This is a genomic window from Streptomyces sp. NPDC003284, from assembly GCF_053589675.1.
In genome coordinates, this window is sequence record NZ_JBSFSI010000008.1 from 228,746 (window position 1) to 250,458 (window position 21,713).

General features: G+C 72.5%; 24 protein-coding genes. 10 read left to right on the forward strand and 14 right to left on the reverse strand.

The features are described 5' to 3' along the window. Position 1: 1 nt before the first annotated feature. From ACWDYF_RS19400 to ACWDYF_RS19410, 3 genes are read right to left on the reverse strand one after another with little or no spacing between them, the layout of a single operon-like run. A complete protein-coding gene (locus ACWDYF_RS19400; protein WP_389469784.1) occupies positions 2-754 on the reverse strand; it encodes an isocitrate lyase/PEP mutase family protein in 753 nt (250 codons plus the stop codon). Continuing rightward, a complete protein-coding gene (locus tag ACWDYF_RS19405) occupies positions 751-1,194 on the reverse strand; it encodes a carboxymuconolactone decarboxylase family protein (protein WP_389469781.1) in 444 nt (147 codons plus the stop codon). Before ACWDYF_RS19405 ends, ACWDYF_RS19400 begins: the two co-directional genes overlap by 4 nt. Continuing rightward, positions 1,191-1,703, reverse strand: coding sequence for a carboxymuconolactone decarboxylase family protein (locus ACWDYF_RS19410; protein ID WP_018564932.1), 513 nt, complete (start codon positions 1,701-1,703; stop codon positions 1,191-1,193). The genes ACWDYF_RS19405 and ACWDYF_RS19410 overlap by 4 nt, the downstream gene beginning before the upstream one ends. Before the next feature lie 47 nt (positions 1,704-1,750). Here ACWDYF_RS19410 and pdxR point away from each other — a divergent pair, with 47 nt between their 5' ends. Continuing rightward, entirely contained in the window at positions 1,751-3,139 is a 1,389-nt protein-coding gene (gene pdxR / locus ACWDYF_RS19415; RefSeq protein WP_389469776.1) for a MocR-like pyridoxine biosynthesis transcription factor PdxR, read from the forward strand. A 156-nt stretch (positions 3,140-3,295) separates the two neighbouring features. On the opposite strand, the gene ACWDYF_RS19420 is transcribed toward pdxR, so the two are convergent. Beyond that, positions 3,296-4,165 (reverse strand): hypothetical protein, encoded by an 870-nt coding sequence (locus tag ACWDYF_RS19420; protein ID WP_389469860.1) that lies wholly within the window; start codon positions 4,163-4,165, stop codon positions 3,296-3,298. A gap of 195 nt (positions 4,166-4,360) precedes the next feature. On the opposite strand from ACWDYF_RS19420, the gene ACWDYF_RS19425 reads away from it, so the two are divergent. Together ACWDYF_RS19425 and ACWDYF_RS19430 are read left to right on the forward strand one after the other, a co-directional pair. Beyond that, positions 4,361-4,738, forward strand: coding sequence for a hypothetical protein (locus tag ACWDYF_RS19425; protein ID WP_381736647.1), 378 nt, complete (start codon positions 4,361-4,363; stop codon positions 4,736-4,738). 8 nt (positions 4,739-4,746) lie between these two features. Then, a complete protein-coding gene (locus tag ACWDYF_RS19430) occupies positions 4,747-5,943 on the forward strand; it encodes a glutathionylspermidine synthase family protein (protein ID WP_389469773.1) in 1,197 nt (398 codons plus the stop codon). Between the two features lie 15 nt (positions 5,944-5,958). On the opposite strand, the gene ACWDYF_RS19435 is transcribed toward ACWDYF_RS19430, so the two are convergent. Beyond that, on the reverse strand, positions 5,959-6,675 hold the full coding sequence (locus ACWDYF_RS19435) for a MerR family transcriptional regulator (RefSeq protein WP_389469770.1): 717 nt from the start codon (positions 6,673-6,675) through the stop codon (positions 5,959-5,961). 151 nt (positions 6,676-6,826) lie between these two features. On the opposite strand from ACWDYF_RS19435, the gene ACWDYF_RS19440 reads away from it, so the two are divergent. The 4 genes from ACWDYF_RS19440 to ACWDYF_RS19455 all read left to right on the forward strand — a co-directional run bounded on the left by ACWDYF_RS19440 (position 6,827) and on the right by ACWDYF_RS19455 (position 10,720). After that, on the forward strand, positions 6,827-7,081 hold the full coding sequence (locus ACWDYF_RS19440) for a hypothetical protein (RefSeq protein ID WP_389469768.1): 255 nt from the start codon (positions 6,827-6,829) through the stop codon (positions 7,079-7,081). Between the two features lie 233 nt (positions 7,082-7,314). After that, positions 7,315-8,760 (forward strand): glycine hydroxymethyltransferase, encoded by a 1,446-nt coding sequence (locus ACWDYF_RS19445; protein ID WP_381736643.1) that lies wholly within the window; start codon positions 7,315-7,317, stop codon positions 8,758-8,760. Between the two features lie 137 nt (positions 8,761-8,897). Then, positions 8,898-9,911: a tryptophan--tRNA ligase gene (gene trpS, locus ACWDYF_RS19450; RefSeq protein ID WP_381736642.1), complete on the forward strand. Its 1,014-nt coding sequence runs from the start codon at positions 8,898-8,900 to the stop codon at positions 9,909-9,911. A gap of 227 nt (positions 9,912-10,138) precedes the next feature. Further along, entirely contained in the window at positions 10,139-10,720 is a 582-nt protein-coding gene (locus tag ACWDYF_RS19455; protein ID WP_026252044.1) for a 2'-5' RNA ligase family protein, read from the forward strand. Between the two features lie 29 nt (positions 10,721-10,749). Here the strand turns inward: ACWDYF_RS19455 and ACWDYF_RS19460 are convergent, their stop codons facing one another. Next, positions 10,750-11,532, reverse strand: a complete 783-nt coding sequence (locus ACWDYF_RS19460) for an SDR family NAD(P)-dependent oxidoreductase (protein WP_381736845.1) — start codon at positions 11,530-11,532, stop codon at positions 10,750-10,752. 140 nt (positions 11,533-11,672) lie between these two features. On the opposite strand from ACWDYF_RS19460, the gene ACWDYF_RS19465 reads away from it, so the two are divergent. Continuing rightward, the gene (locus tag ACWDYF_RS19465; RefSeq protein WP_389469763.1) at positions 11,673-12,632 is read left to right on the forward strand and encodes a YihY/virulence factor BrkB family protein; all 960 of its coding nucleotides are present in this window, start codon (positions 11,673-11,675) and stop codon (positions 12,630-12,632) included. Here ACWDYF_RS19465 and ACWDYF_RS19470 read toward each other — a convergent pair. After that, complete coding sequence (locus ACWDYF_RS19470; protein WP_389469760.1) at positions 12,607-13,860, reverse strand: D-alanyl-D-alanine carboxypeptidase family protein; 1,254 nt, start codon at positions 13,858-13,860, stop codon at positions 12,607-12,609. The two genes, ACWDYF_RS19465 and ACWDYF_RS19470, sit on opposite strands and share 26 nt — an antisense overlap. A gap of 103 nt (positions 13,861-13,963) precedes the next feature. Between ACWDYF_RS19470 and ACWDYF_RS19475 the strand changes: the two genes are divergently transcribed. Both ACWDYF_RS19475 and ACWDYF_RS19480 read left to right on the forward strand, forming a co-directional pair. Continuing rightward, the gene (locus tag ACWDYF_RS19475; RefSeq protein ID WP_018564945.1) at positions 13,964-14,203 is read left to right on the forward strand and encodes an SCO4848 family membrane protein; all 240 of its coding nucleotides are present in this window, start codon (positions 13,964-13,966) and stop codon (positions 14,201-14,203) included. Between the two features lie 318 nt (positions 14,204-14,521). Then, the gene (locus tag ACWDYF_RS19480) at positions 14,522-16,063 is read left to right on the forward strand and encodes an ABC transporter substrate-binding protein (RefSeq protein WP_381736639.1); all 1,542 of its coding nucleotides are present in this window, start codon (positions 14,522-14,524) and stop codon (positions 16,061-16,063) included. 36 nt (positions 16,064-16,099) lie between these two features. Here the strand turns inward: ACWDYF_RS19480 and ACWDYF_RS19485 are convergent, their stop codons facing one another. The 7 genes from ACWDYF_RS19485 to ACWDYF_RS19515 form a co-directional block, all read right to left on the reverse strand. Next, a complete protein-coding gene (locus tag ACWDYF_RS19485) occupies positions 16,100-16,759 on the reverse strand; it encodes a TetR/AcrR family transcriptional regulator (protein WP_389469857.1) in 660 nt (219 codons plus the stop codon). Between the two features lie 147 nt (positions 16,760-16,906). Further along, on the reverse strand, positions 16,907-17,317 hold the full coding sequence (locus ACWDYF_RS19490) for a VOC family protein (protein ID WP_381736638.1): 411 nt from the start codon (positions 17,315-17,317) through the stop codon (positions 16,907-16,909). A gap of 166 nt (positions 17,318-17,483) precedes the next feature. Continuing rightward, the gene (locus ACWDYF_RS19495; protein WP_018564949.1) at positions 17,484-18,263 is read right to left on the reverse strand and encodes a succinate dehydrogenase iron-sulfur subunit; all 780 of its coding nucleotides are present in this window, start codon (positions 18,261-18,263) and stop codon (positions 17,484-17,486) included. Next, positions 18,263-20,017 carry a succinate dehydrogenase flavoprotein subunit gene (gene sdhA / locus ACWDYF_RS19500; RefSeq protein WP_018564950.1) on the reverse strand — a complete coding sequence of 585 codons (1,755 nt, stop codon included), beginning with the start codon at positions 20,015-20,017 and terminating at the stop codon, positions 18,263-18,265. Before sdhA ends, ACWDYF_RS19495 begins: the two co-directional genes overlap by 1 nt. A 24-nt stretch (positions 20,018-20,041) precedes the next feature. Further along, the gene (locus tag ACWDYF_RS19505) at positions 20,042-20,521 is read right to left on the reverse strand and encodes a succinate dehydrogenase hydrophobic membrane anchor subunit (RefSeq protein ID WP_037887867.1); all 480 of its coding nucleotides are present in this window, start codon (positions 20,519-20,521) and stop codon (positions 20,042-20,044) included. A 5-nt stretch (positions 20,522-20,526) separates the two neighbouring features. Further along, complete coding sequence (gene sdhC / locus ACWDYF_RS19510; RefSeq protein ID WP_078509667.1) at positions 20,527-20,907, reverse strand: succinate dehydrogenase, cytochrome b556 subunit; 381 nt, start codon at positions 20,905-20,907, stop codon at positions 20,527-20,529. A gap of 167 nt (positions 20,908-21,074) precedes the next feature. Next, positions 21,075-21,641, reverse strand: a complete 567-nt coding sequence (locus tag ACWDYF_RS19515; RefSeq protein WP_389469855.1) for a 2-oxo-4-hydroxy-4-carboxy-5-ureidoimidazoline decarboxylase — start codon at positions 21,639-21,641, stop codon at positions 21,075-21,077. Positions 21,642-21,713 lie beyond the last annotated feature (72 nt).

Below are 21,713 nucleotides of genomic sequence, written 5' to 3' on the forward strand. Positions count from 1 at the left end.
CTCACCCGGTGTGCGGGAGCGTCCCGGGTCCCTGCCGGAGCAGCCCGTCCGCGATCTCGCGCAGGGCCTGGGCCGTCCGGCGCTGGAGCCCCGGGCCGAAGGTGACGCGGGTGGCGCCGAGGGTGCCGAGGGCGGTGGGGGAAGGGGCGTCGGGGGCCGGGCGGTGCAGGGCGTTCAGCGGGCCCTGGATCCCGGCGCGCAGCAGGGGCAGGACGTCCTCCGGCGCGAGGATCGGGTACACGCAGTCCGCGCCCGCGGCCACGTACCGCCCGGCCCGGCCGATGGCCCGGCCGGGATCGCCGTCGCCGTGCACGAAGGTGTCGACGCGGGCGTTGAGGAACAGCCGGTCACCGGCGGCCGCGCGGACCTCGGCGAGGTAGTCGGCGTGCTCCCGCGGGTCCTTGAGGACACCCCCGTCGGAGTCCTCCAGGTTGCAGCCCACGGCGCCCGCCTCCAGCAGCCGTTCCACCAGCTCCTTCGCCGGCAGCCCGTAGCCGCCCTCGACGTCCGCCGACACCGGTACGTCCACGGCGCGCGTGATGCGTGCCACCGCGGCGAACATCTCGTCCGCCGGGACGTCCCCGTCGGCGTACCCGAGGGACGCGGCGACGCCCGCGCTGGGGGTGGCGAGCGCCGGGAACCCGGCCTCCGCGAAGACCCGGGCGCTGGCCGCGTCCCAGGGGCCGGGCAGGATCAGGGGGTCGTCGGGCAGCCGCCCGTGGTGCAGGGCGCGGAAGGTCTCGGTGCCGTTCACGGCCGGTGACCTCCCGGCGGGACACGGCGGGCGACCATCAGGCGGTTCCAGCCGTTGATGACGGTGACCAGCGCGATCAGATGGGCGAGCGCGGCCTCGTCGAAGTGGCGGGCGGCCTCCTCGTACACCGCGTCCGGCACGAAGCCGTCCGTCAGCACGGTGACCGCCTCGGTCAGCGCGAGCGCCGCCCGCTCGCGCCCGGTGAACAGGTCCTCGGTCTCCTCCCAGGCGTTCAGGAGCTGGATCCGGTCCTCCGACTCGCCGTTCTTCCGGGCGACTGCGAGATGCATGTCCAGGCAGAACGCGCAGTGGTTGAGCTGCGAGGCCCGGATCATGACCAGTTCGGCCAGGACCGGATCGCCCAGCCCCTTCTTGGCCGCCGCGCTCAGCGCCGACATCGCCCCCGACACCTCAGGGTCCAGCAGCCGGGTCCGGCTCACTTGTGCGCCCCCGGCCGGTAGTGGCCCGGGGTCATCCGGGTGGTCACGCCGAACCGGTTCCAGGCGTTGATCACCGCGATGGCCGCGATCAGCTGGGACAGCTCGGCCTCCTCGAAGTGCCGGGCGGCCCTCTCGTACACCGCGTCCGGCACGAAGCCGTCGGTCAGGACGGTCACGGCCTCGGTCAGCTCGATCGCGGCCAGCTCCTTCTCCGTGTAGAAGTGCCGCGACTCCTCCCACGCGCTGAGCTGCACGATCCGCTCCACGCTCTCGCCGGCCGCGAGGGCGTCCCTGGTGTGCATGTCCAGGCAGAACGCGCAGTGGTTGAGCTGGGAGGCCCGGATCTTCACCAGCTCGTACAGCCGGGGTTCGAGCCCCCGCTTGGCGGCCGTGTCCAGGCGGATCATGGCCTTGTAGACCTCGGGGGCGTACTGGTGCCAGGACAGGCGGGGCGCCTGCTCGGCCGCGTAGGGGGTGTCGGCGGATTCCGCTTCAGTCTCCGTGCTCATGTGCTCGACCCTAGGCGCGAAGCGTCCCAGGGGTATGGTCCATTTCCATGGCGAGAACATGGGCCACTCTGGGCGTCGACCTCCATCTGGAACCGGCCGGTCCAGGGGTGCGGCGCGGGCTGACCGACGCCCTGCGGGAGGCGGTCCGCACCGGCCGGCTCGCCCCCGGCACCCGGCTGCCGTCCTCCCGCAGCCTCGCCGCCGACCTCGGCGTCGCCCGCAACACCGTCGCCGACGCCTACGCCGACCTCGTCGCCGAGGGCTGGCTCACCGCCCGCCAGGGCTCCGGCACCCAGGTCGCCGACCGGGCGGTCGCCGCCTCCGCCACCGCCCCGCCGGGCCCGCACCGCACCCCGCACCGCCCCCGGTACGACCTGCGCCCCGGCAGCCCCGACCTGGCCTCCTTCCCCCGCGCCGCATGGCTCAGGGCGGCCCGCCGCGCGCTCACCACGGCCCCGCACCACGTCCTCGGCTACGGCGACCCGCGCGGCACGGCCGAGCTGCGCACCGCGCTGGCCGGGTATCTCGCCCGGGTGCGCGGCGTGCGCACCGGCCCGGAGCACATCGTGGTGTGCGCCGGGTTCGCGCACGGCCTGCGGATCCTCGGGGAGGTGCTGCGCGAGCGCGGCACGGACACCGTCGCCGTCGAGTCGTACGGCCTCGACCTGCACCGGGACCAGCTGACCCGGGCCGGTCTGCGCACCCGCCCGCTGCCCTTCGACGAACGCGGCACGGTCGTCGCACCGCCGCCCGGCACCGGGGCGGTCCTGCTCACCCCCTCGCACCAGTTCCCGATGGGAGTGGCCCTGCCCCCGGACCGGCGCGCGGCCGTCACCGACTGGGCGCGGCGCACCGGCGGGCTGGTCCTGGAGGACGACTACGACGGCGAGTTCCGCTACGACCGCCAGCCGGTCGGCGCGCTCCAGGGCCTCGACCCCGGCCACGTCGTCTGTCTGGGCACCGCGAGCAAGTCCCTGGCCCCCGGCCTGCGGCTGGCCTGGATGGTGCTGCCCCCGGACCTGGCCGAGGCGGCGGTCCGGGCCAAGGGGCACGCCGAGGTCTGCGGGGTGCTGGACCAGCTGACGCTGGCGGAGTTCATCACCTCCGGTGCCCACGACCGCCATGTGCGCGCCGCCCGGCTGCGCTACCGGCGCCGCCGCGACGCCCTGGTGGCGGCGCTGGCCACCGCCGCCCCCGCGGTCCGCCCCACCGGCATCGCCGCCGGACTGCACGCCGTGCTGCGGCTGCCACCGGGCACCGAGCAGGCGGTGGTGCAGGCCGCCGCCTGGCAGGACCTCACCCTCTACGGCCTCTCCCGCTTCCGCCACCCGGACGCCACGGTGCCCCCACTGGACGCCCTGGTCGTCGGCTACGGCACGCCACCCGATCACGCGTGGGCGGGGGCTCTGGACGCGCTGTGCCGGGTGCTGCCCTGAGCGGTGGGGAGGGTGCCTGCGGACGGCTGCTGATGCGGCCGGTGCGTCCAGTGCGGCTGGGGCGTCGGGGACGGCTGAGACGGTCGGCGCCGGGGCGGAGGTGGAGGCCGTTGGTCGGCCGGGACCGCTCAGGGGTCGTGTCGGGTGGGGGTGGGTTCAGGACGAGCCGGCCGGTTCCTGTTTCTGTGCGGGCTCGGGTGTCGGGGCCTCGCCGAAGCGGGCCAGGGCCAGGGCCCCGGCCACCGCGACCGCGAAGCCGAGGACCGCGAGCCAGGCCAGCCCGTCCCGGGTGCGGTCGCCGAGCCACACCACGCCGATCGCCGCCGGGCCGAGCGTCTCGCCCAGCACGAGACCGGCGGTGGCCGTGGTCACCGAGCCGCGCTGGAGGGCGGTGGTGAGCAGCAGGAAGGCGGCACCGCCGCCCAGGACCAGGGCGTACGCCGCCGGGTTGGTGAACAGCGTCGCCGGGGAGAGCGAGTCGATCAGCCGGACCGTCACCTCGACCACGCCGAAGCCGAGGCCCGAGCCCAGACCGAGCAGCAGCGCCCGGCCGCGCTCGGGCAGCCGCCCCGCCACCGTGCCCAGCGCCAGCACGGCGAGGGCCGCGGCGAGCATCGCCCACTTCAGGGCCGTGGAACCGGGCTTGTCGCCCTCGGCGCCCGAGGCCAGCCCGAGCAGGGCGAGCCCGGCGCAGACCACCGCCACCGCGGCCCACTCCGTGCCGCTGAGCCGCACCCGCAGCAGCCGGGCCGCGGCCACCGCCGTCACCGCCAGGCTGGAGGCCAGGGCCGCGCCCACCACGTAGATCGGCAGGGAGCGCAGCGCCGCGATCTGAAGCACAAAACCGACCCCGTCAAGACCGAGGCCCAGCAGGTACCGCCACTGCCGCAGCGCCCGCAGCAGCAGCGCCGCGTCACCGCCCGGACCGGCCTGGACGCCGTCCGCACCGGCCGCCGCCCGCGCGGCGACCGCCTGGAACACCGTCGCCGTACCGAAACACACCGCCGCGCCGAGCGCGCACACCATTCCCAGAAGCACGCACCGACTGTAGGCGAGCCACCGGCACGGGGCCGCCCGCACGCATGCTCCCGTCCCTCTCTAGGCTGGCCGACGCGCGACGGCCGGGAACCGGCCACCGGGTTCCGGCCGTGAACAACGACAGCACGTACCGGCACGGCATCACACGGCATCACACGACGATTGCGACGGGGAGACAGGGACATGGCGGACACACGACGGCGGCTTCGATCGGGCACGGTCGTCCTGGGGGGCATGGGGCTGCTGGCCGCCGCGCTCACCTCCTGCTCCTCCGCCCCGGACAAGCGGTGCGTGGACCGCGGCAGCTACTCGCTCTCCAAGGGCTACAAGGTCGTCGCCGACAAGAACTGCAAGACCACCAAGTCCTCGTACAACAGCGCCTGGTACTACGGCGGCAAGAAGAAGAGCGGCTGGGTCACCGGCGGTTCGTTCACCAAGCCGCGCAAGAGCTCCGGCGGATCCGGCGCCAGCTCCGGCTCGGTGACCGGCGGCAGCCACGGCAGCCACGGCGGCGTCGACCGGGGCGGTTTCGGCGGCGGCCACGGCAAGTCCGGCGGCTGAGGCCGGAGATGGAACGCCGCACCCTCGAACCACGCCCCGGCTGGCAGCAGACCGTCGAGGCGCAGGGCCTGATCTACCCGCTCACCCGCCACCCCGACGACTCGCTGCGGCCCTACTGGGACGAGAGCGCCTGCTACGTCTTCTCGCTGCCCGAGGTGGAGGCGCTGGAGGACGTCGTCGAGGAACTGCACCGCATGTGCCTGGCCGCGGCCGGGCACATCGTCGCCACCGGGCGGTTCGCCGACCTCGGCATCACCGACCCGCGGGTCGCCGCCGCGGTCGCGGAGTCCTGGCACCGGCGGGCCGAACTCCCCTCCGTCTACGGCCGCTTCGACCTGCGCTACGACGGCACGGGACCGGCCAAGCTGCTGGAGTACAACGCGGACACCCCGACCTCGCTGGTCGAGGCGGCCTCCCCGCAGTGGTTCTGGATGGAGGACCGCTTCCCCGGCGCCGACCAGTGGAACTCCCTGCACGACCGGCTCGTCGCCGCGTGGCGCGAGCAGGCGAAGCTGCTCCCGCCGGGCGCCCCGCTGCACTTCGCGCACTCCGCCGAGGACGAGCTGGGCGAGGACCTGATGACGGTCGCCTACCTCAAGGAGACCGCCGAGCAGGCGGGCCTGGAGACCGAGTGGATCTCCGTCGAGGAGATCGGCTGGGACCCGCTGTCCGAGCGGTTCGTGGACAACGGACTGCGGTTCATCCGCAGCGTCTTCAAGCTCTACCCCTGGGAGTGGCTGACCACCGACCGCTTCGGCGGGCATGTGCTGGACACCCTCGACAACGGCGGCGGCACCGGCTCCACCCTGTGGATCGAGCCCGCCTGGAAGATGCTGCTGAGCAACAAGGCGCTGCTGGCCGTCCTCTGGGAGCTGTACCCCGGCCACCCCAACCTGCTCCCCGCCTACCTCGACGGCCCGCGCGAACTGGCCGACACCAGCGGCTACGTGGCCAAGCCGCTGCTCGGCCGCGAGGGCGAGGGCGTCACGGTGCACGAGCCGGGCACCGAGGACGCGCCCGCGTCCGCCTCGGAGGACGAGGCGTGCTGCTACCAGGCCCTCGCCCCGCTGCCCGCCTTCGACGGCAACCATGTCGTCCTGGGCGCCTGGGTCGTCGGGGACGAGTCCGCCGGTCTCGGCATCCGCGAGTCGTCCGGTCTGATCACGGACGAGTACGCCCGCTTCGTCCCGCACGTGATCCTCTGAGCGCACCGGCCGGGCTCAGGCGAGGTGGCCGAGGGTGCGCAGATAGCCGTACAGGGCCGCGGACGCGGCCAGACGGCGGCTGCTGCGCTCGTACAACCGCTCCCGGCGGGCGGTGAGTTCGTCGCGGACCCGGTCCGGGCCGCCGCCCGCGCGCAGCGCCTCCAGGACCGGCCCGGCCGCCGCGAGCGGATGGCCGCCCCGGCGCAGCAGCGCCACGACGTGCGCCGCCTGCAACTCGGCGGGCGGGTAGCGGCGGTAGCCCGTGCCCGGCTCCCGGTCCGGCCGCAGCAGTCCGCGCTCCTCCCACAGCCGCAGCACCGGCGGCTTCACCCCCACGGCGCGCGCGGCCTCCCCGATGCGCGGCGCCCGGCGCCCGGCGGCCGGGGCGAGCGCGCCGCCGGCCAGGACCGACGCCAGCGCCTCGCCCACGGCGGCCAGCCCGGCGCGTTCCCGGTCGAGGGCGGCGTGGCTCGCGTCGACGGCGGCCAGCGCCGCCCGCAGGTCCCCGGCGTGCGCGGCCCGCATGACCGTGCGCGCCGTCGGCCAGCCGTGCCCGGCGGCCAGTTCCCGCAGCGCCGCCAGCGCCTCGGCGTGCACGGCGGTGAAGACCCGGTAGCCGGACGCGGTGCGCCCGGCCGGGGGCAGCAGCCCGCCGTCGGCGTAGACGCGGATCTGCTGCACCGACACCCCCGCCGACCGCGCCAGCACGGCGATCCGCACCCGGTCCTCCACGCGAGTCCTCCCCGCCGGTTGAGACTTTCCGGACAGCCGGCCCGGCCCGCCTGCGGACAGTCTGCGCCAAGTGCCAAGAAGCACTTGAATGAAACAATGGAAACCACCGGATCCGGCCCCCGAACCCGCCACCCGATGGGAGACGACGGACGTGCAGTTCCTTCTGGAGGTCACGGTGGACCCGGCCCAGCCGCCCGAGGAGCGGGCCCGCGAACTGGGCCGCATCCTGCGCTACTGGGGCGGCAACCTCCACCACTACGCCCTCGAACCCGGTGACGGCTCCGCCGTCCACGACTCGTCCTACCGCGAGGTCGGCCGCTGGAGCATCACCGGCACCACCGGCACCACCGGCACCACCGGCACCACCAGCACTACCAGCACCACCACCGGAGCCGACGGCGCCTGACCGCCGCCCGCCCGCCCGGACGGCCGCCGCGCCCCGCCCGCATGGTGGACGCCGCGGCGTCCGTCCCGGCACCGGCCGGTAGGCTGGCCGAGGGCCGTGACTGGCGCGCTGGGCCCCGGCGGGACGCCGGGACCCGAAGATGGGACCGACCATCGGGAAGCGGCCCGAGCAGCATCTGTGCCGTGCGCCTGGGCCGTCCCGTGAACGCCGACGCCACGTCCGGAGGTCCCCAGATGTCCGCGCCCCTGTCCACCGAGTCCACCGCCTTCCGCGCCGCTCTCGACGTGATCCGCGCCGTCGAACCGCGCGTCGCCGACGCCATCGGCCAGGAGGTGGCCGACCAGCGCGAGATGCTCAAGCTGATCGCCTCCGAGAACTACGCCTCCCCGGCCACGCTGCTCGCGATGGGCAACTGGTTCAGCGACAAGTACGCCGAGGGCACCGTGGGCCGCCGCTTCTACGCGGGCTGCCGCAACGTCGACACCGTCGAGTCGCTGGCCGCCGAGCACGCCCGGGAGCTGTTCGGCGCCCGCCACGCCTACGTCCAGCCGCACTCCGGCATCGACGCCAACCTGGTCGCCTTCTGGGCGGTCCTCGCCGACCGGGTCGAGGCGCCCTTCCTGGAGAAGACCGGCGTCCGCCAGGTCAACGACCTCGGCGACGCCGACTGGGCCGAGCTGCGTGCCGCCTTCGGCAACCAGCGCATGCTGGGCATGTCCCTGGACGCCGGCGGCCACCTCACCCACGGCTTCCGCCCGAACATCTCCGGGAAGATGTTCGACCAGCGCTCCTACGGCACCGACCCGGCCACCGGCCTCCTCGACTACGAGGCCCTGCGCGCCACCGCCCGCGAGTTCAAGCCGCTGATCATCGTCGCGGGCTACTCGGCCTACCCCCGTCTGGTGAACTTCCGGATCATGCGCGAGATCGCCGACGAGGTCGGCGCCACGCTCATGGTCGACATGGCCCACTTCGCCGGGCTGGTCGCGGGCAAGGTCCTCACCGGAGACTTCGACCCGGTCCCGCACGCCCAGATCGTCACCACCACCACCCACAAGTCGCTGCGCGGCCCGCGCGGCGGCATGGTCCTGTGCGACGACTCCCTCAAGGACCAGGTCGACCGCGGCTGCCCGATGGTGCTCGGCGGCCCGCTCCCGCACGTGATGGCCGCCAAGGCGGTCGCCCTGGCCGAGGCCCGGCAGCCCTCCTTCCAGGACTACGCCCGGCGGGTCGTCGACAACTCCCGCGCCCTGGCCGAGGGCCTGACGCGGCGCGGCGCCACCCTGGTGACCGGCGGCACCGACAACCACCTCAACCTGATCGACGTCGCCTCCTCCTACGGGCTGACCGGCCGCCAGGCCGAGGCCGCGCTGCTGGACTCCGGCATCGTCACCAACCGCAACGCGATCCCCGCCGACCCCAACGGCGCCTGGTACACCTCCGGCGTCCGGATCGGCACGCCCGCGCTGACCACCCGGGGGCTCGGCACCGCCGAGATGGACGAGGTCGCCGCTCTCATCGACCGGGTGCTGACCGCGACCGAGCCCGGCACCACCGCCAAGGGCGCCCCGTCCAAGGCGCAGCACGTCCTGGACGGCAAGACCGCCGAGGAGATCGCCCACCGGGCCTCCGACCTCGTGGCGGGCTTCCCGCTCTACCCGGAGATCGACCTCGGCTGATCACCGGCCGACGGCCGCCCCCCTCGCGCCGGGGGGCGGCCGTCCGGTGAGGCTGTTGCACAACAGCAGGCGATTCGGGCCGCGGCTGTTGCGGACCAGTTCCGGATCGGGGGCCGTTACCTGAGAGAATGGTGAGCATGGCCAACGACCGACCTCGCGTGCTCTCCGGAATCCAGCCCACCGCAGGCTCGTTCCACCTCGGCAACTACCTCGGCGCCGTCCGCCAGTGGGTGTCCCTCCAGGAGTCCCACGACGCCTTCTACATGGTCGTCGACCTGCACGCGATCACGGTCCCGCAGGACCCGGCCGAGCTGCGCGCCAACACCCGGCTCGCCGCCGCCCAGCTGCTGGCCGCCGGTCTCGACCCGGAGCGCTGCACGCTGTTCGTCCAGAGCCATGTGCCCGAGCACGCCCAGCTCGCCTGGGTCATGAACTGCCTCACCGGCTTCGGCGAGGCGTCCCGGATGACCCAGTTCAAGGACAAGTCCGCCAAGCAGGGTGCCGACCGGGCCTCCGTCGGCCTCTTCACGTACCCCGTCCTCCAGGTCGCCGACATCCTCCTCTACCAGGCGCACCAGGTGCCGGTCGGCGAGGACCAGCGCCAGCACATCGAGCTGACCCGCGACCTGGCCGAGCGCTTCAACGGCCGCTTCGGCGAGACCTTCACCGTCCCCTCCGCGTACATCCTCAAGGAGACGGCGAAGATCTACGACCTCCAGGAGCCGTCGATCAAGATGAGCAAGTCGGCGTCCACGCCGAAGGGCCTCATCAACCTGCTCGACGACCCGAGGACCACCGCGAAGAAGGTCAGGAGCGCGGTCACCGACACCGACACGGTCATCCGCTTCGACCCCGAGGCCAAGCCCGGCGTCAGCAATCTGCTGTCGATCTACGCCACGCTCACCGGCACGGGCATCCCCGCGCTGGAGGAGAAGTACGCGGGCAAGGGGTACGGCGCGCTCAAGACGGACCTGGCCGAGGTCATGGTCGAGTTCGTGACGCCGTTCCGCGAGCAGACCCAGCAGTACCTGGACGACCCGGAGACGCTGGACTCGATCCTGGCCAAGGGCGCCGAGAAGGCCCGCGCCGTCGCCGCGGAGACCCTCGCCCACGCGTACGACCGGGTGGGCTTCCTGCCGGCCAAGCACTGAGGCGCACTCCCGCTCGCGACCGTCCCGTACGAAGCGCCGTACATCACTGCGGCTGCGCCTGCCCATCGCCGGGCCGTGGCCGTACAGTCGATAGCCGGACGGCCGGGACGAAACGGCCGGGAACACGCGAGAGCGCACGAGACGGCACGGGCCCGCCCGGCCCTCGCCCGCGGGGACGGCACGGACAGCAGAGCAGAGACCACATCGGCACGACGACAGGAGACGACGTGGGGACCGTAACGATCGGTGTGTCGATCGCGGTCCCGGAGCCCCACGGCAGCCTGCTCCAGGAGCGGCGCGCGGGCTTCGGCGACGCCGCGGCTCACGGCATCCCCACGCATGTCACCCTGCTCCCGCCGACCGAGGTCGACCGGGCCGCGCTCCCGGCCGTCGAGGCCCATCTGACCGAGGTGGCGGCGGCCGGGCGGTCCTTCCCGATGCGGCTGTCCGGCACCGACACCTTCCGGCCGCTGTCGCCGGTGGTGTACGTCCGGGTCGTCGAGGGCGCCGAGGCGTGCGCCCGGCTCCAGGAGCGGGTCCGGGACGCCTCCGGGCCGGTGGCCCGCGAACTCCAGTTCCCCTACCACCCGCACGTCACGGTCGCGCACGGCATCGACGAGGCCGCGATGGACCGCGCCTTCGCGGAGCTGGCCGGGTACGAGGCCGCCTGGACGTGCACCGGTTTCGCGCTGCACGAGCAGGGCCCCGACGGGGTGTGGCGCAAGCTGCGGGAGTTCTCCTTCGGCGGCCGCGCGGTGGTGCCCCCGCAGGCGGCCCCCGTCGACCGCGGCACCCTGCCCGCCCGCTAGGGGCTGTCGCTACCTTCCCGCCTGCCCCGCTACAGCGGCAGCCGCCGGTACAGCCCGCGCGGCAGATGCCGCAGCGCCGTCGTGACCACCCGCAGCGCGCCCGGCACCCATACGGTCTCCGAGTGCCGCCGCAGGCCCAGTTCGACGGCGGTGGCGACCTCGCCCGGCGTGCTCGCCAGCGGCGGCACCGCGCGGCCCGCCGTGGCCCGGGACGTCACGAACGCGGGGCGTACGAGCATCACGTGCACGCCCGTCCCGTACAGCGCGTCGCCTAGGCCCTGGGTGAAGGTGTCCAGGCCCGCCTTGCTGGAGCCGTAGATGAAGTCGGTGCGGCGGGCCCGTTCGGCGGCGGCCGCGGAGAGGACGGCGAGAGAGCCGTGCCCCTGGTTCTGGAGGGCGCGCGCGGCCACCAGGGACGCCGAGACCGCGCCGGAGTAGTTGGTCTGGGCGACGTGCACCGCGTTCAGCGGCTCCCGCTCGTCGTACGCCTGGTCGCCCAGGACGCCGAAGGCCAGCAGCACCAGGTCGACGGGGCCCTCGGCGAACACCTTGCCGAGCACGCTCTCGTGCGCGCCGCAGTCGAGCGCGTCGAAGGCGACCGTGCGCACCTCGGCGCCCAGCGCCCGCAGCCGGGCCGCCTCCGCGTCCAGGGCGGGCGCGGACCGGCCCGCCAGCCACACCGTGCGGGTGCGGCGCGCGATCAGCCGCCGCACGGTGGCCAGCGCGATCTCGGAGGTGCCGCCGAGCACCAGCACGGAGCGCGGCAGCCGGCCGGGACCCGGATCGGTGAGCCGGGGCACCAGCCGGGCCAGGGAACGGGCGGGACGGGAGGCGGGACGGGGGACCGCGCCGGGGGCAATCTTCACGGCAGACGACTGTATCGTCCGCTTATGGGCGTTCTGTCGTAGAAACGCGGTGTTGACGCGGCGCCTGAGCGGGCACAAGTCCGATCATGGACTGGCTGAAGAACCTCCCCGTGATCGGCCCGTGGCTGACACGTCTGATGCAGACGCACGCGTGGCGGTCGTACGAACGTCTGGACCGGGTCAAATGGACCCGGCTCGCCGCCGCCATGACGTTCGTCAGCTTCATCGCGCTGTTCCCGCTGCTGACCCTGGCCGCCGCGATCGGCGCCGCCACCCTCAGCACCCGGCAGCAGCACACCATGGAGAGCAAGATCGCCCAGCAGTTCCCGGGCCTGGGCGACCAGCTGCACATCACCACGCTGGCGCAGAACGCGGGCACCGTCGGGATCATCGCCGGTGCCGCCCTGCTCTTCACCGGCATGGGCTGGGTCGGCCAGATGCGCGACTGCCTGCGCGCCGTCTGGGAGCTGCCGGACCCGGAGAAGAACCCGGTGGTGAGCAAGGTCCAGGACGCGGGGATCCTGGTGGGCTTCGGCGGCGCGGTGCTGATCACGCTCGCCGTCTCCACCGTCGCCTCGGCCGCCGTCGGCTGGACCTCGCGCGCGGTGGGCCTGGGCGAGGACGGCGCGGGCAGCGTGGTCCTGCGGGTCATCGCGTTCGCCGTCGCGGTGCTCGCCGACTTCCTGGTGCTCCTGTACGTCCTGACCCTGCTGCCCGGCGTCGAGCCGCCGCGCCACCGTCTGGTGGTCGCCGCGCTGCTCGGCGCGGTCGGCTTCGAGCTGCTGAAGCTGCTGCTCAGCGGCTATATCCAGGGGGTGGCGGCGAAGAGCATGTACGGCGCGTTCGGGGTCCCGGTCGCGCTGCTGCTGTGGATCAACTTCACGGCCAAGCTGGTGCTGTACTGCTCGGCCTGGACCGCGACCGGCAGCGCGGCGGAGGCGGACGGGGACGCCGCCGGTCCGGGGACCGGCGGCGCGGACGGCCGCGGCGACGAGGCGGCCGAGCGGCCCGGCGGACGGCTCAGGGGCGCGGACGGCGCCGCATGAGCTCCGGCAGCGGCCAGCGCCGGTTGACCAGGAAGGCACCGGCCGCCAGCAGCACCAGCACCCCGCCGGTGATGCCCAGCGCGATCCCCATGCCGCCGGAGCCGCTCCCGGCGGCGCTCGCGGTCCTCGCCGTGCCCCGCGTGCCGCCGGCCGGGGCGCTCGGGTCCGGCTGCGCACCGGCCGCCTGGGCGCTCCTGGGCCGTACCAGGGTGCCCACCGGCTGCACCTTGCCGGCCGCCTTGAAACCCCAGTCGAAGAGCCGGCCGGTCTCCCGGTAGACCTCGTCGTGCACGCTGCTCTGCGGGTTCATCACCGTCACGAGCAGCACCCTGCCGTCGCGCTCGGCGACGCCGGTGAAGGTGTTGCCCGCGTTGGTGGTGTAGCCGTTCTTCACGCCCGCGATGCCCGGGTAGACGGACAGCCCGGCGTCACCGGCGAGCAGCCGGTTGGTGTTCTGGATCTCGAAGGAGTCCCGGGAGGTCTTCCCCTTCTTGTTCTTGTCCTTCTTCGTCTCGCCGGGGAAGGCGGCGCGCACGGTCGAGCAGTACTCCCGGAAGTCCTTCTTCTGGAGCCCGGAGCGGGCGAACAGGGTGAGGTCGTAGGCCGAGGAGACCTGGCCGGGGGCGTCGTAGCCGTCCGGGCTCACCACGTGCGTGTCCAGCGCCTGGAGGTCCTGGGCGTGCGCGTTCATGTCCTCGACGGTCCGGGCCACGCCGCTGTTCATGGCGGACAGCACGTGCACGGCGTCGTTGCCGGAGCGCAGGAAGACGCCCAGCCACAGGTCGTGGACGGAGTAGGTCTCGTTCTCCTTGATCCCGACCAGGCTGGAGCCCTCGCCCATCCCGGCCAGGTCGCTCGGGGCGACCTTGTGCGTCTGGGTCCTGGGGAACTTCGGCAGCACGGTGTCGGCGAAGAGCATCTTCAGGGTGCTGGCCGGGGGCAGCCGCCAGTGCGCGTTGTGCGCGGCGAGCACCTGCCCGGACTCGGCGTCGGCGACGATCCAGGAGCGCGCGGTCAGCTCCTTGGGCAGGGCGGGCACCCCGGGGGCCAGGGCGACCTGGGTGCCGGGCTGGGCCAGCCGGGCACCGCCCACGCCGGACATGTGCGCCGGGGGAGTGGCCGTGGGGGCGGGTGCGGCGAGCGCGGCGGGCGCGGTGACGGAGAGGGACAGCAGGGCGGCGGAGGCGACCAGCAGCGAGCGGCGGACGGTCCTGGCGGGTGCGGGCACGGTCGGAAACGTACCTGTCGTGTCCATCGCGGCCCTGTCCCGGGGCCCGTCCCCGGCCGTACCCCGCCCCCGGCCCCGGACACCCGGCAGCGATACTGAGGGTATGAAGCTCAGCCGCCCCGTCTCCTGGTTCCTGCTCGCCTTCGGGGTGTGGAGCTGGGTCATCTGGATCACTTTCGTCAAGAATCTCGTCAAGGACAGCAGCGGGCTCGCGTTCGACGACGGTCATCCGACGGCGTACTTCTGGGTCCACCTGGCGTTGGCGGTCGTCTCCTTCGTATGGGGGACGGTCATCGGGGGCCTCGGGTTGCGCGGGCTGCGCGCACTGCGCCGGATGTCATAACGGGTACGGCGGACCGGGCGGCTGACGTTCCGTCCGGAACCGGGACGGGCGTCCAGGTGTGTGGCGTATCACCTTTCATCCCGGAAGAACGGATGAAAAGGAGTAAAACGTACATTCATCGCCATCTGAGGGGCGCCTGAGGACATCCTGTGAAACAAAGCGACAACACTTCTTCATAACGTCTTTTCATCCCTTCCTGGAACCTCTTCCCCAAGGTGAACGTCGTGTGATTATGTGTGCGCGGCCCTACGGGGTGTGGCATATGCACGGCGGCTCGCGAAGGGCCTGGGGAGGGCATCACCGATGCGGTCGGTTCGCATGCGGATTCTGCTGACACTGCTGGTTCTGGCGGTGGTCGGCGTGGGCGGCTGGCAACTCCTGCCGTCACAGGGTGACAAGGGCAAGGCGATCACCCTGGGCACCACGGACGCCGTCACCTCGCTGGACCCGGCCGGTGCCTACGACGCCGGTTCCTGGGCCCTGTACAGCAACGTCTTCCAGTCACTGCTGACCTTCGAGCCCGGCGGCACCCAGCCGGTGCCGGACGCCGCCAAGGACTGCGGCTTCACCGGCGGCGGTTCGCGCACCTACCGCTGCACGGTCCGCGAGGGGCTCAAGTTCCCCAGCGGCCGGACGATGACCGCCGAGGACGTCAAGTACTCCTTCGACCGGGTCAAGAAGATCAACTCCCAGGTCGGCCCGTCCTCCCTGTTCTCCACCCTGGGCTCGGTGGAGGCCGACGGCATGACCGTCACCTTCCACCTCTCCAAGCCCGACACCACCTTCCCGCTGAAGGCCGCCACCGGCGCCGGCTCCATCGTCGACCACACCCGCTACGCGCTGGACTCGCTGCGCACCGGGAACGACGCCGACGGCACCGGCCCCTACCGGCTGACCGGCTACAGCAAGGACAAGAGCGCCGAGCTGAAGCCCAACGGCTCCTACAAGGGCGCCATCAGCGGCTCCGCCAAGCCGGTCCAGGTGCGCTACTTCACCGAGGGCACCGCGCTCGACAAGGCGTGGGAGGACAAGCAGGTCGACGTCGCCACCCGCACGCTGACCCCGAAGGTGCTCGCCGGGCTGAACCCCAGCGACCCCAAGCAGCGCGTGTCGGTGTCCGACAGCGCCGAGACCCGCAACCTGTACCTCAACACGCACGACTCCTCGCCGCTGCACGACGCCCGGGTCCGCCGCGCCATCGCCTGGCTGGTCAACCGCGAGCAGCTCGTCACCTCCGTCTACGACGGCACGGTCGACGCGCTGTACTCCCTGGTCCCGGCCGGCATCACCGGACACACCACGTCCTTCTTCGACTCCTACCCGGCCCAGAGCACCAAGAAGGCCCGCCAGCTGCTGACGGACGCGGGCGTCTCCACCCCGGTGCGCTTCACCTACGGCTACGGCGAGGGCCGCGGCCAGGGCGCCCAGGAAGCCGCGGAGATCAAGAAGCAGCTGGAGGCGAGCGGCCTGTTCAAGGTCGACGTCAAGGGCTACGAGTGGACCGACTTCCAGAAGCGGTACACCTCCGGCAAGCTCGACGCCTGGGCGGTCGGCTGGGTCGCCGACTACCCCGACCCGGACACCTTCGGCGGCCCGCTCGTCGGCACCGGCAGCAGCATGAACACCGGCTACAGCAACAAGGCCGTCGACGCACTCGTCTCCGACAGCCAGCAGTACACCGACCGCAGCCGCGCGGCCACCGACTTCCGCAACCTCCAGGCGAAGGTGGCCGAGGACGTCCCGCTGGTCCCGCTGTGGCAGCAGAAGGAGTACGTCGTCACCACCGAGGACGTCGGCGGCGGCCAGTACCTCTCGGACGGCACGGGCGTCTTCCGCCTGTGGAAGCTCACCTGGATCTGACCCGCGCCCGCGTGACGGCCCGCCGCCCGGCGGGCCTCACGCCCGCCTGCGGGCCCTGGCCGACGGATCCGGCAGCGCCTTCGTCATCCCCGGCAGGAAGTCCGTGAACAGCTCGTGCACATCGAGCACGAGCGGACGCAGCGCCCGGAACCGGGCCAGCGACACCCCCCGCGCGGTGAGCCGGGCACCGCGCTCGGCCAGCCGGTAGCTGCGCTCACGGCCCTCGGTGCGGTCGAACACCCAGTACAGGACCAGGCCCATCTGGGCCAGCCACATCAGCTCGGGCAGCACCTCGCGCAGCTCCGCCGGCACCCTGGTCCGCGCCCCGTACAGCACCTCCTTGTGGACGCTGACGGCCTCCACGCGCGCGTGCTCGGACTCCGGGGAGAACGGGCTGAGCGGACTGTCGGGATCGGCGGCGTTCTTGAAGAACTGCACCGCGAACTCGTGGTAGGGCGTGGCGATGTCGAGCCATGCCTTCAGCACCCCCGCCAGCCGCGCCTGGAGGCCCGTCTCGCGCGCCAGGACCTCGCGCACCGCCTCCCGGTGCTCGGCGGCGATCCGGTCGTAGAAGCCCTGGATCAGGTGTTCCTTGCCCGCGAAGTAGTAGTACGCGTTGCCGACCGAGACCCCGGCCTCCTGCGCGATGGCCCGCATCGTCGTCCGGTCGTAGCCGCGCTCCTGGAACAGGCGCATGGCCGTCTCCAGGATGAGGGCGCGGGTCTGCTCGGACTTGCTCGGGGCCGGGCCCGCGCCGCTGGTCTCGCTCTTGCCGCCGGGGCTCTTCTTCTCGGACACGGACAGAGCCTAGCCAGTGCCCGCGCGCCGTCGGCGCCCGGCCGCTCAGGGCCTGCGGCCCAGCTCCGGGCGCTTGGTGTAGTCGGTGAGACCGAGGACGTTGCCCCAGGGGTCGGCGATCTCCACGGTCCAGCCGGTCGCCTGCGCCGCCGGCTCGTCCAGCGGCTCGATCCCGGCCGCCGCCAGCGCGCGGGCCGCCGCGCGGGCGTCCGGGACCTCCAGCCACAGCCGCGGGGTGTGCCAGGGCGGCGGCCGGTGCCCGAGCGCCTCCTGACGGCGCAGCAGGATCCCCGGGGTCTCCCCGCCGACCTTCAGCAGGGCGATCCCCGCCTCGTCCAGCCGGAAGGCCACCGTGAACCCGGCCCGCCCGTAGAAGGCCGCGGCCTCGTCGAGATCACCCACGGCCAGCAGCACGTTGTCGAACCCGAGCAGCTCGTACGACTCGTCATCTGACATGTGATCAGGTTAGGTACGGCCCGGCCGCCCGCCCCCGCGTCCACCCCGCACGGCGGCCCGCGAGGTCACCCGCCCGGCGCAGACACGCCGAGGGCCCCGCTCCAGGACGGAGCGGGGCCCTCGGTACCGGACCGGCCGCCGCGGGGCGTACCGGACGGCGGACGACTCAGAAGCGCCGGGTGATCAGCGCCCGCTTGACCTCCGCGATCGCCTTCGTCACCTCGATGCCGCGCGGGCAGGCGTCGGTGCAGTTGAAGGTGGTGCGGCAGCGCCAGACGCCGTCCTTGTCGTTCAGGATCTCCAGGCGCTGCTCGCCCGCCTCGTCACGCGAGTCGAAGATGAAGCGGTGGGCGTTGACGATGGCGGCCGGACCGAAGTACTGGCCGTCGTTCCAGAACACCGGGCAGGAGGAGGTGCAGGCCGCGCACAGGATGCACTTCGTCGTGTCGTCGAAGCGCGCCCGGTCCTCGGCCGACTGGAGCCGCTCACGCGTGGGCTCGTTGGTGTCCTTCGTGATCAGGAAGGGCATCACGTCCCGGTACGCCTGGAAGAACGGCTCCATGTCGACGACCAGGTCCTTGAGGACTGTCAGGCCCTTGATGGGCTCGACCGTGATCGGCTTCTCGGGGTTGATGTCCTTGATCAGCGTCTTGCAGGCCAGACGGTTCTTGCCGTTGATCCGCATGGCGTCCGAGCCGCAGATGCCGTGCGCGCAGGAGCGGCGGAACGTCAGCGTGCCGTCGACATCCCACTTGATCTTGTGCAGGCCGTCGAGGACCCGCTCCTTGGGGTCGATCTCCAGCTGGAAGTCTTCCCAGACCGACTCCGCCGAGACCTCCGGGTTGAACCGGCGGATCCGGAAGGTGACGGTGATGTAGGGGGAGTCGGCGAAACCCGGCTCGGGCTGCCCGGCCGCGTCCGCCTTGTCCAGAACAGGGGTTGCCATCAGTACTTACGCTCCATCGGCTGGTAGCGGGTCTGGACGACCGGCTTGTAGTCGAGACGGATGGATTCGGACCCGTCGGCGCCGACCTCGCGGTACGCCATGGTGTGGCGCATGAAGTTGACGTCGTCGCGGTTCGGGTAGTCCTCGCGGTAGTGACCGCCGCGGGACTCCTTGCGGGCCAGGGCGGAGACCGCCATGACCTCGGCCAGGTCCAGCAGGTTGCCCAGCTCGATGGCCTCCAGGAGGTCGGTGTTGAACCGCTTGCCCTTGTCCTGGATGGACACGTTCTTGTAGCGCGCGCGCAGCTCGGCGATCTTCTCGACCGCCGTCTTGATCGTCTGCTCGGTGCGGAACACCATGACGTTGGCGTCCATGGTCTCCTGGAGCTCGCGGCGGATGGTGGCCACCCGCTCGGTGCCCGTGGAGGAGCGCAGCCGCTCGATCTGCTCGACGACCTGGCTCTCCGGGTCCTCGGGCAGCGCCACGAAGTCCGCGCCGTCGGCGTACTCGGCGGCGGCGATGCCGGCCCGGCGGCCGAAGACGTTGATGTCCAGCAGCGAGTTGGTGCCCAGGCGGTTGGCGCCGTGCACGGAGACGCACGCGACCTCGCCGGCCGCGTACAGGCCCGGCACGACGGTGGTGTTGTCCGCCAGGACCTCACCCTCGACGTTGGTCGGGATGCCGCCCATCGCGTAGTGCGCGGTGGGCTGGATCGGGATCGGGTCCGTGTAGGGCTCGATGCCGAGGTAGGTCCGCGCGAACTCGGTGATGTCGGGCAGCTTGGCGTCCAGCTGCTCCGGCGGCAGGTGCGTGAGGTCGAGGTAGACGTGGTCGCCCTCGGGACCGCAGCCGCGGCCCTCGCGGATCTCCGTGTAGATGGAGCGGGACACGACGTCGCGGGACGCCAGGTCCTTCATGACGGGAGCGTACTTCTCCATGAAGCGCTCGCCGTCCTTGTTGCGCAGGATGCCGCCCTCACCGCGGGCGCCCTCCGTCAGCAGGATGCCCATGCGCCAGATGCCGGTCGGGTGGAACTGGAAGAACTCCATGTCCTCCAGCGGCAGCCCGCGGCGGTAGACGGCGGCCTGGCCGTCACCGGTGAGCGTGTGCGCGTTGGAGGTCACCCTGAAGAACTTGCCGGTGCCGCCGGAGGCGTAGATCACGGACTTCGCCTGGAAGACGTGGATCTCACCGGTCGCCAGCTCGTACGCCACCACGCCGGCCGAGCGCTTGACGCCGTCGACCTCGGTCAGCAGCTGGTCCAGGACGTAGAACTCGTTGAAGAACTCCACGCCCTCCTTGACACAGTTCTGGTAGAGCGTCTGGAGGATCATGTGGCCGGTGCGGTCGGCCGCGTAGCAGGAGCGGCGGACCGGGGCCTCGCCGTGGTTGCGGGAGTGACCGCCGAAGCGGCGCTGGTCGATCGTCCCGTCGGGCGTCCGGTTGAACGGCAGGCCCATCTTCTCCAGGTCGAGGACCGAGTCGATGGCCTCCTTCGCCAGGATCTCGGCGGCGTCCTGGTCGACCAGGTAGTCACCGCCCTTGATCGTGTCGAAGGTGTGCCACTCCCAGTTGTCCTCCTCCACGTTGGCCAGCGCGGCGGCCATGCCGCCCTGCGCGGCGCCCGTGTGGGAGCGGGTGGGGTAGAGCTTGGTCAGCACGGCGGTGCGGCTGCGCTTGGTCGACTCGATGGCGGCGCGCATACCGGCGCCGCCGGCGCCGACGATGACGGTGTCGTACTTGTGGATCTTCATGAGTGGATTACCTCAGCCCCGTGCCTAGCGGATGTTCGGGTCGAAGGTGAAGATCACCAGCGTGCCCAGCAGGATGGTCCACACCGTGGCGGTGTAGAGCAGGCCCTTCAGCCACAGCCGCGTGTTCGCGCGCTCCGCGTAGTCGTTGATGACGGTACGCAGGCCGTTGCAGCCGTGCAGCATGGCCAGCCACAGCATCAGCAGGTCCCAGACCTGCCACCAGGGCGAGGCCCAGCGGCCCGCGACGAACGCGAAGCCGACCTTGGAGACACCGCCGTCCAGCACGAGCTGGATGAGCAGGTGGCCGATGACCAGGACGACCAGGACGACGCCGGACAGCCGCATGAAGAGCCAGCCGTACAGCTCGAAGTTGCCCCGGGTCGACTTCGGGGTCTTCTTGGTGCGCTTGCGCGGGGCCTCGATGAGCGGCGCCGGGTTGTCGACGTTGTAGGAGGCGCCCTCGACCGGGCCGACGCCGGAAGCGGTGGTTTCAGTGGTGGACATGCGCGTCAGCTCCCGAAGACGACTCGAGCGGCGTGGCCCAGGACGGGGTAGACGGCCCCGAGCATGAGCACGACCCAGACGCCGACGACGGTCCAGAGCATCTGCTTCTGGTAGCGGGCGCCCTTGGCCCAGAAGTCGACGGCGATGACACGGAGACCGTTGAGCGCGTGGAAGAGGATGGCGGCGACGAGGCCGTACTCCAGGCACGCGACGATCGGGGTCTTGTACGTGGACACGACCTTGTCGTAGTCCTCGGGAGACACGCGGACGAGCGCGGTGTCCAGCACATGAACGAACAGGAAGAAGAAGATGAGGACGCCGGTGACTCGGTGAGCCACCCAGGACCACATTCCTTCCCGTCCGCGGTACAGCGTTCCAGCCGGCACGGAAGAACCCTCCGGGAGCGGGGACTAGGGCCGCGCCGGCTTCACTGTCGGTCGGGCCCGGCCGGGTACGGTCCACCGGCCCCCAGCATCGTAGCGACGTGTGCGAGCGGTGCTGACAGCGGGCCTGCCGGTGTGATCAAACTGGCACGCAAAGGGGCACGGACGGCTCAGTGCGGGGCGGCCACGGGCGGGGCGTGGTGCGCGGACTGCCGGGCGCGGCCGTGCGGGGGCGGGCCGGGCACCGGTGCGGCCCCGGCGGGCGCCGCCGCGGGGCACCGGGCGGCGCGCAGCAGCCGCCCCCGGGCCAGGCGCCGCAGCTCGTCCGCGGCGATGACCCGTTCCTCCTCGGGATCGTTGGTCAATCGTGACCGGATCGCCGCCAGCACCCGGTTCAGGGCCTCCCCGGGAGCGGCGTCGTCCAGGCAGATGACGAACTTGTGTCCGAATCTGGCGTCGTAGGCCGCGTAGGCGGCGCTCAGCGCGGTGGAGGCGGCCAGGTATATGCCCTCGGGCAGGACGGGCAGCGGCTCCGCCGCCAGGGCCTCCGCCAGATCGGCCGGACCCAGGTCGTAGGCCGCCTCGTCCGCCGCCGCCAGCAGGGCGGGCAGATCGGGGTAGGGGCGGTGGGCGGTGACACGGTGGGCCCAGCGCGGGCTGCGCAGGCAGGCCAGGAGGGTGCGGCGGGCCTCGTCGGGCGGGGCGGTGTTGAACTGCTCCAGGGTCTGCGCGCGCAGCGTGGGTCCTCGGCGTGGGAACGGGCGCCCGGGTGACGGGCGTTCCGGATGAGTCGGCAGGTACTGCCGTGA

What these genes read in the sequence shown, in the direction of transcription:
- ACWDYF_RS19410 (WP_018564932.1), bottom strand. Translation starts at nt 1,703, where the DNA reads ATGAGCACGGAGACTGAAGCGGAATCCGCCGACACCCCCTACGCGGCC.
- pdxR (WP_389469776.1), top strand. Translation starts at nt 1,751, where the DNA reads ATGGCGAGAACATGGGCCACTCTGGGCGTCGACCTCCATCTGGAACCG.
- ACWDYF_RS19420 (WP_389469860.1), bottom strand. Translation starts at nt 4,165, where the DNA reads ATGGTGTGCGCGCTCGGCGCGGCGGTGTGTTTCGGTACGGCGACGGTG.
- ACWDYF_RS19425 (WP_381736647.1), top strand. Translation starts at nt 4,361, where the DNA reads ATGGCGGACACACGACGGCGGCTTCGATCGGGCACGGTCGTCCTGGGG.
- ACWDYF_RS19430 (WP_389469773.1), top strand. Translation starts at nt 4,747, where the DNA reads ATGGAACGCCGCACCCTCGAACCACGCCCCGGCTGGCAGCAGACCGTC.
- ACWDYF_RS19445 (WP_381736643.1), top strand. Translation starts at nt 7,315, where the DNA reads ATGTCCGCGCCCCTGTCCACCGAGTCCACCGCCTTCCGCGCCGCTCTC.
- trpS (WP_381736642.1), top strand. Translation starts at nt 8,898, where the DNA reads ATGGCCAACGACCGACCTCGCGTGCTCTCCGGAATCCAGCCCACCGCA.
- ACWDYF_RS19465 (WP_389469763.1), top strand. Translation starts at nt 11,673, where the DNA reads ATGGACTGGCTGAAGAACCTCCCCGTGATCGGCCCGTGGCTGACACGT.
- ACWDYF_RS19475 (WP_018564945.1), top strand. Translation starts at nt 13,964, where the DNA reads ATGAAGCTCAGCCGCCCCGTCTCCTGGTTCCTGCTCGCCTTCGGGGTG.
- ACWDYF_RS19480 (WP_381736639.1), top strand. Translation starts at nt 14,522, where the DNA reads ATGCGGATTCTGCTGACACTGCTGGTTCTGGCGGTGGTCGGCGTGGGC.
- ACWDYF_RS19485 (WP_389469857.1), bottom strand. Translation starts at nt 16,759, where the DNA reads ATGCGCCTGTTCCAGGAGCGCGGCTACGACCGGACGACGATGCGGGCC.
- ACWDYF_RS19490 (WP_381736638.1), bottom strand. Translation starts at nt 17,317, where the DNA reads ATGTCAGATGACGAGTCGTACGAGCTGCTCGGGTTCGACAACGTGCTG.
- ACWDYF_RS19495 (WP_018564949.1), bottom strand. Translation starts at nt 18,263, where the DNA reads ATGGCAACCCCTGTTCTGGACAAGGCGGACGCGGCCGGGCAGCCCGAG.
- sdhA (WP_018564950.1), bottom strand. Translation starts at nt 20,017, where the DNA reads ATGAAGATCCACAAGTACGACACCGTCATCGTCGGCGCCGGCGGCGCC.
- ACWDYF_RS19505 (WP_037887867.1), bottom strand. Translation starts at nt 20,521, where the DNA reads ATGTCCACCACTGAAACCACCGCTTCCGGCGTCGGCCCGGTCGAGGGC.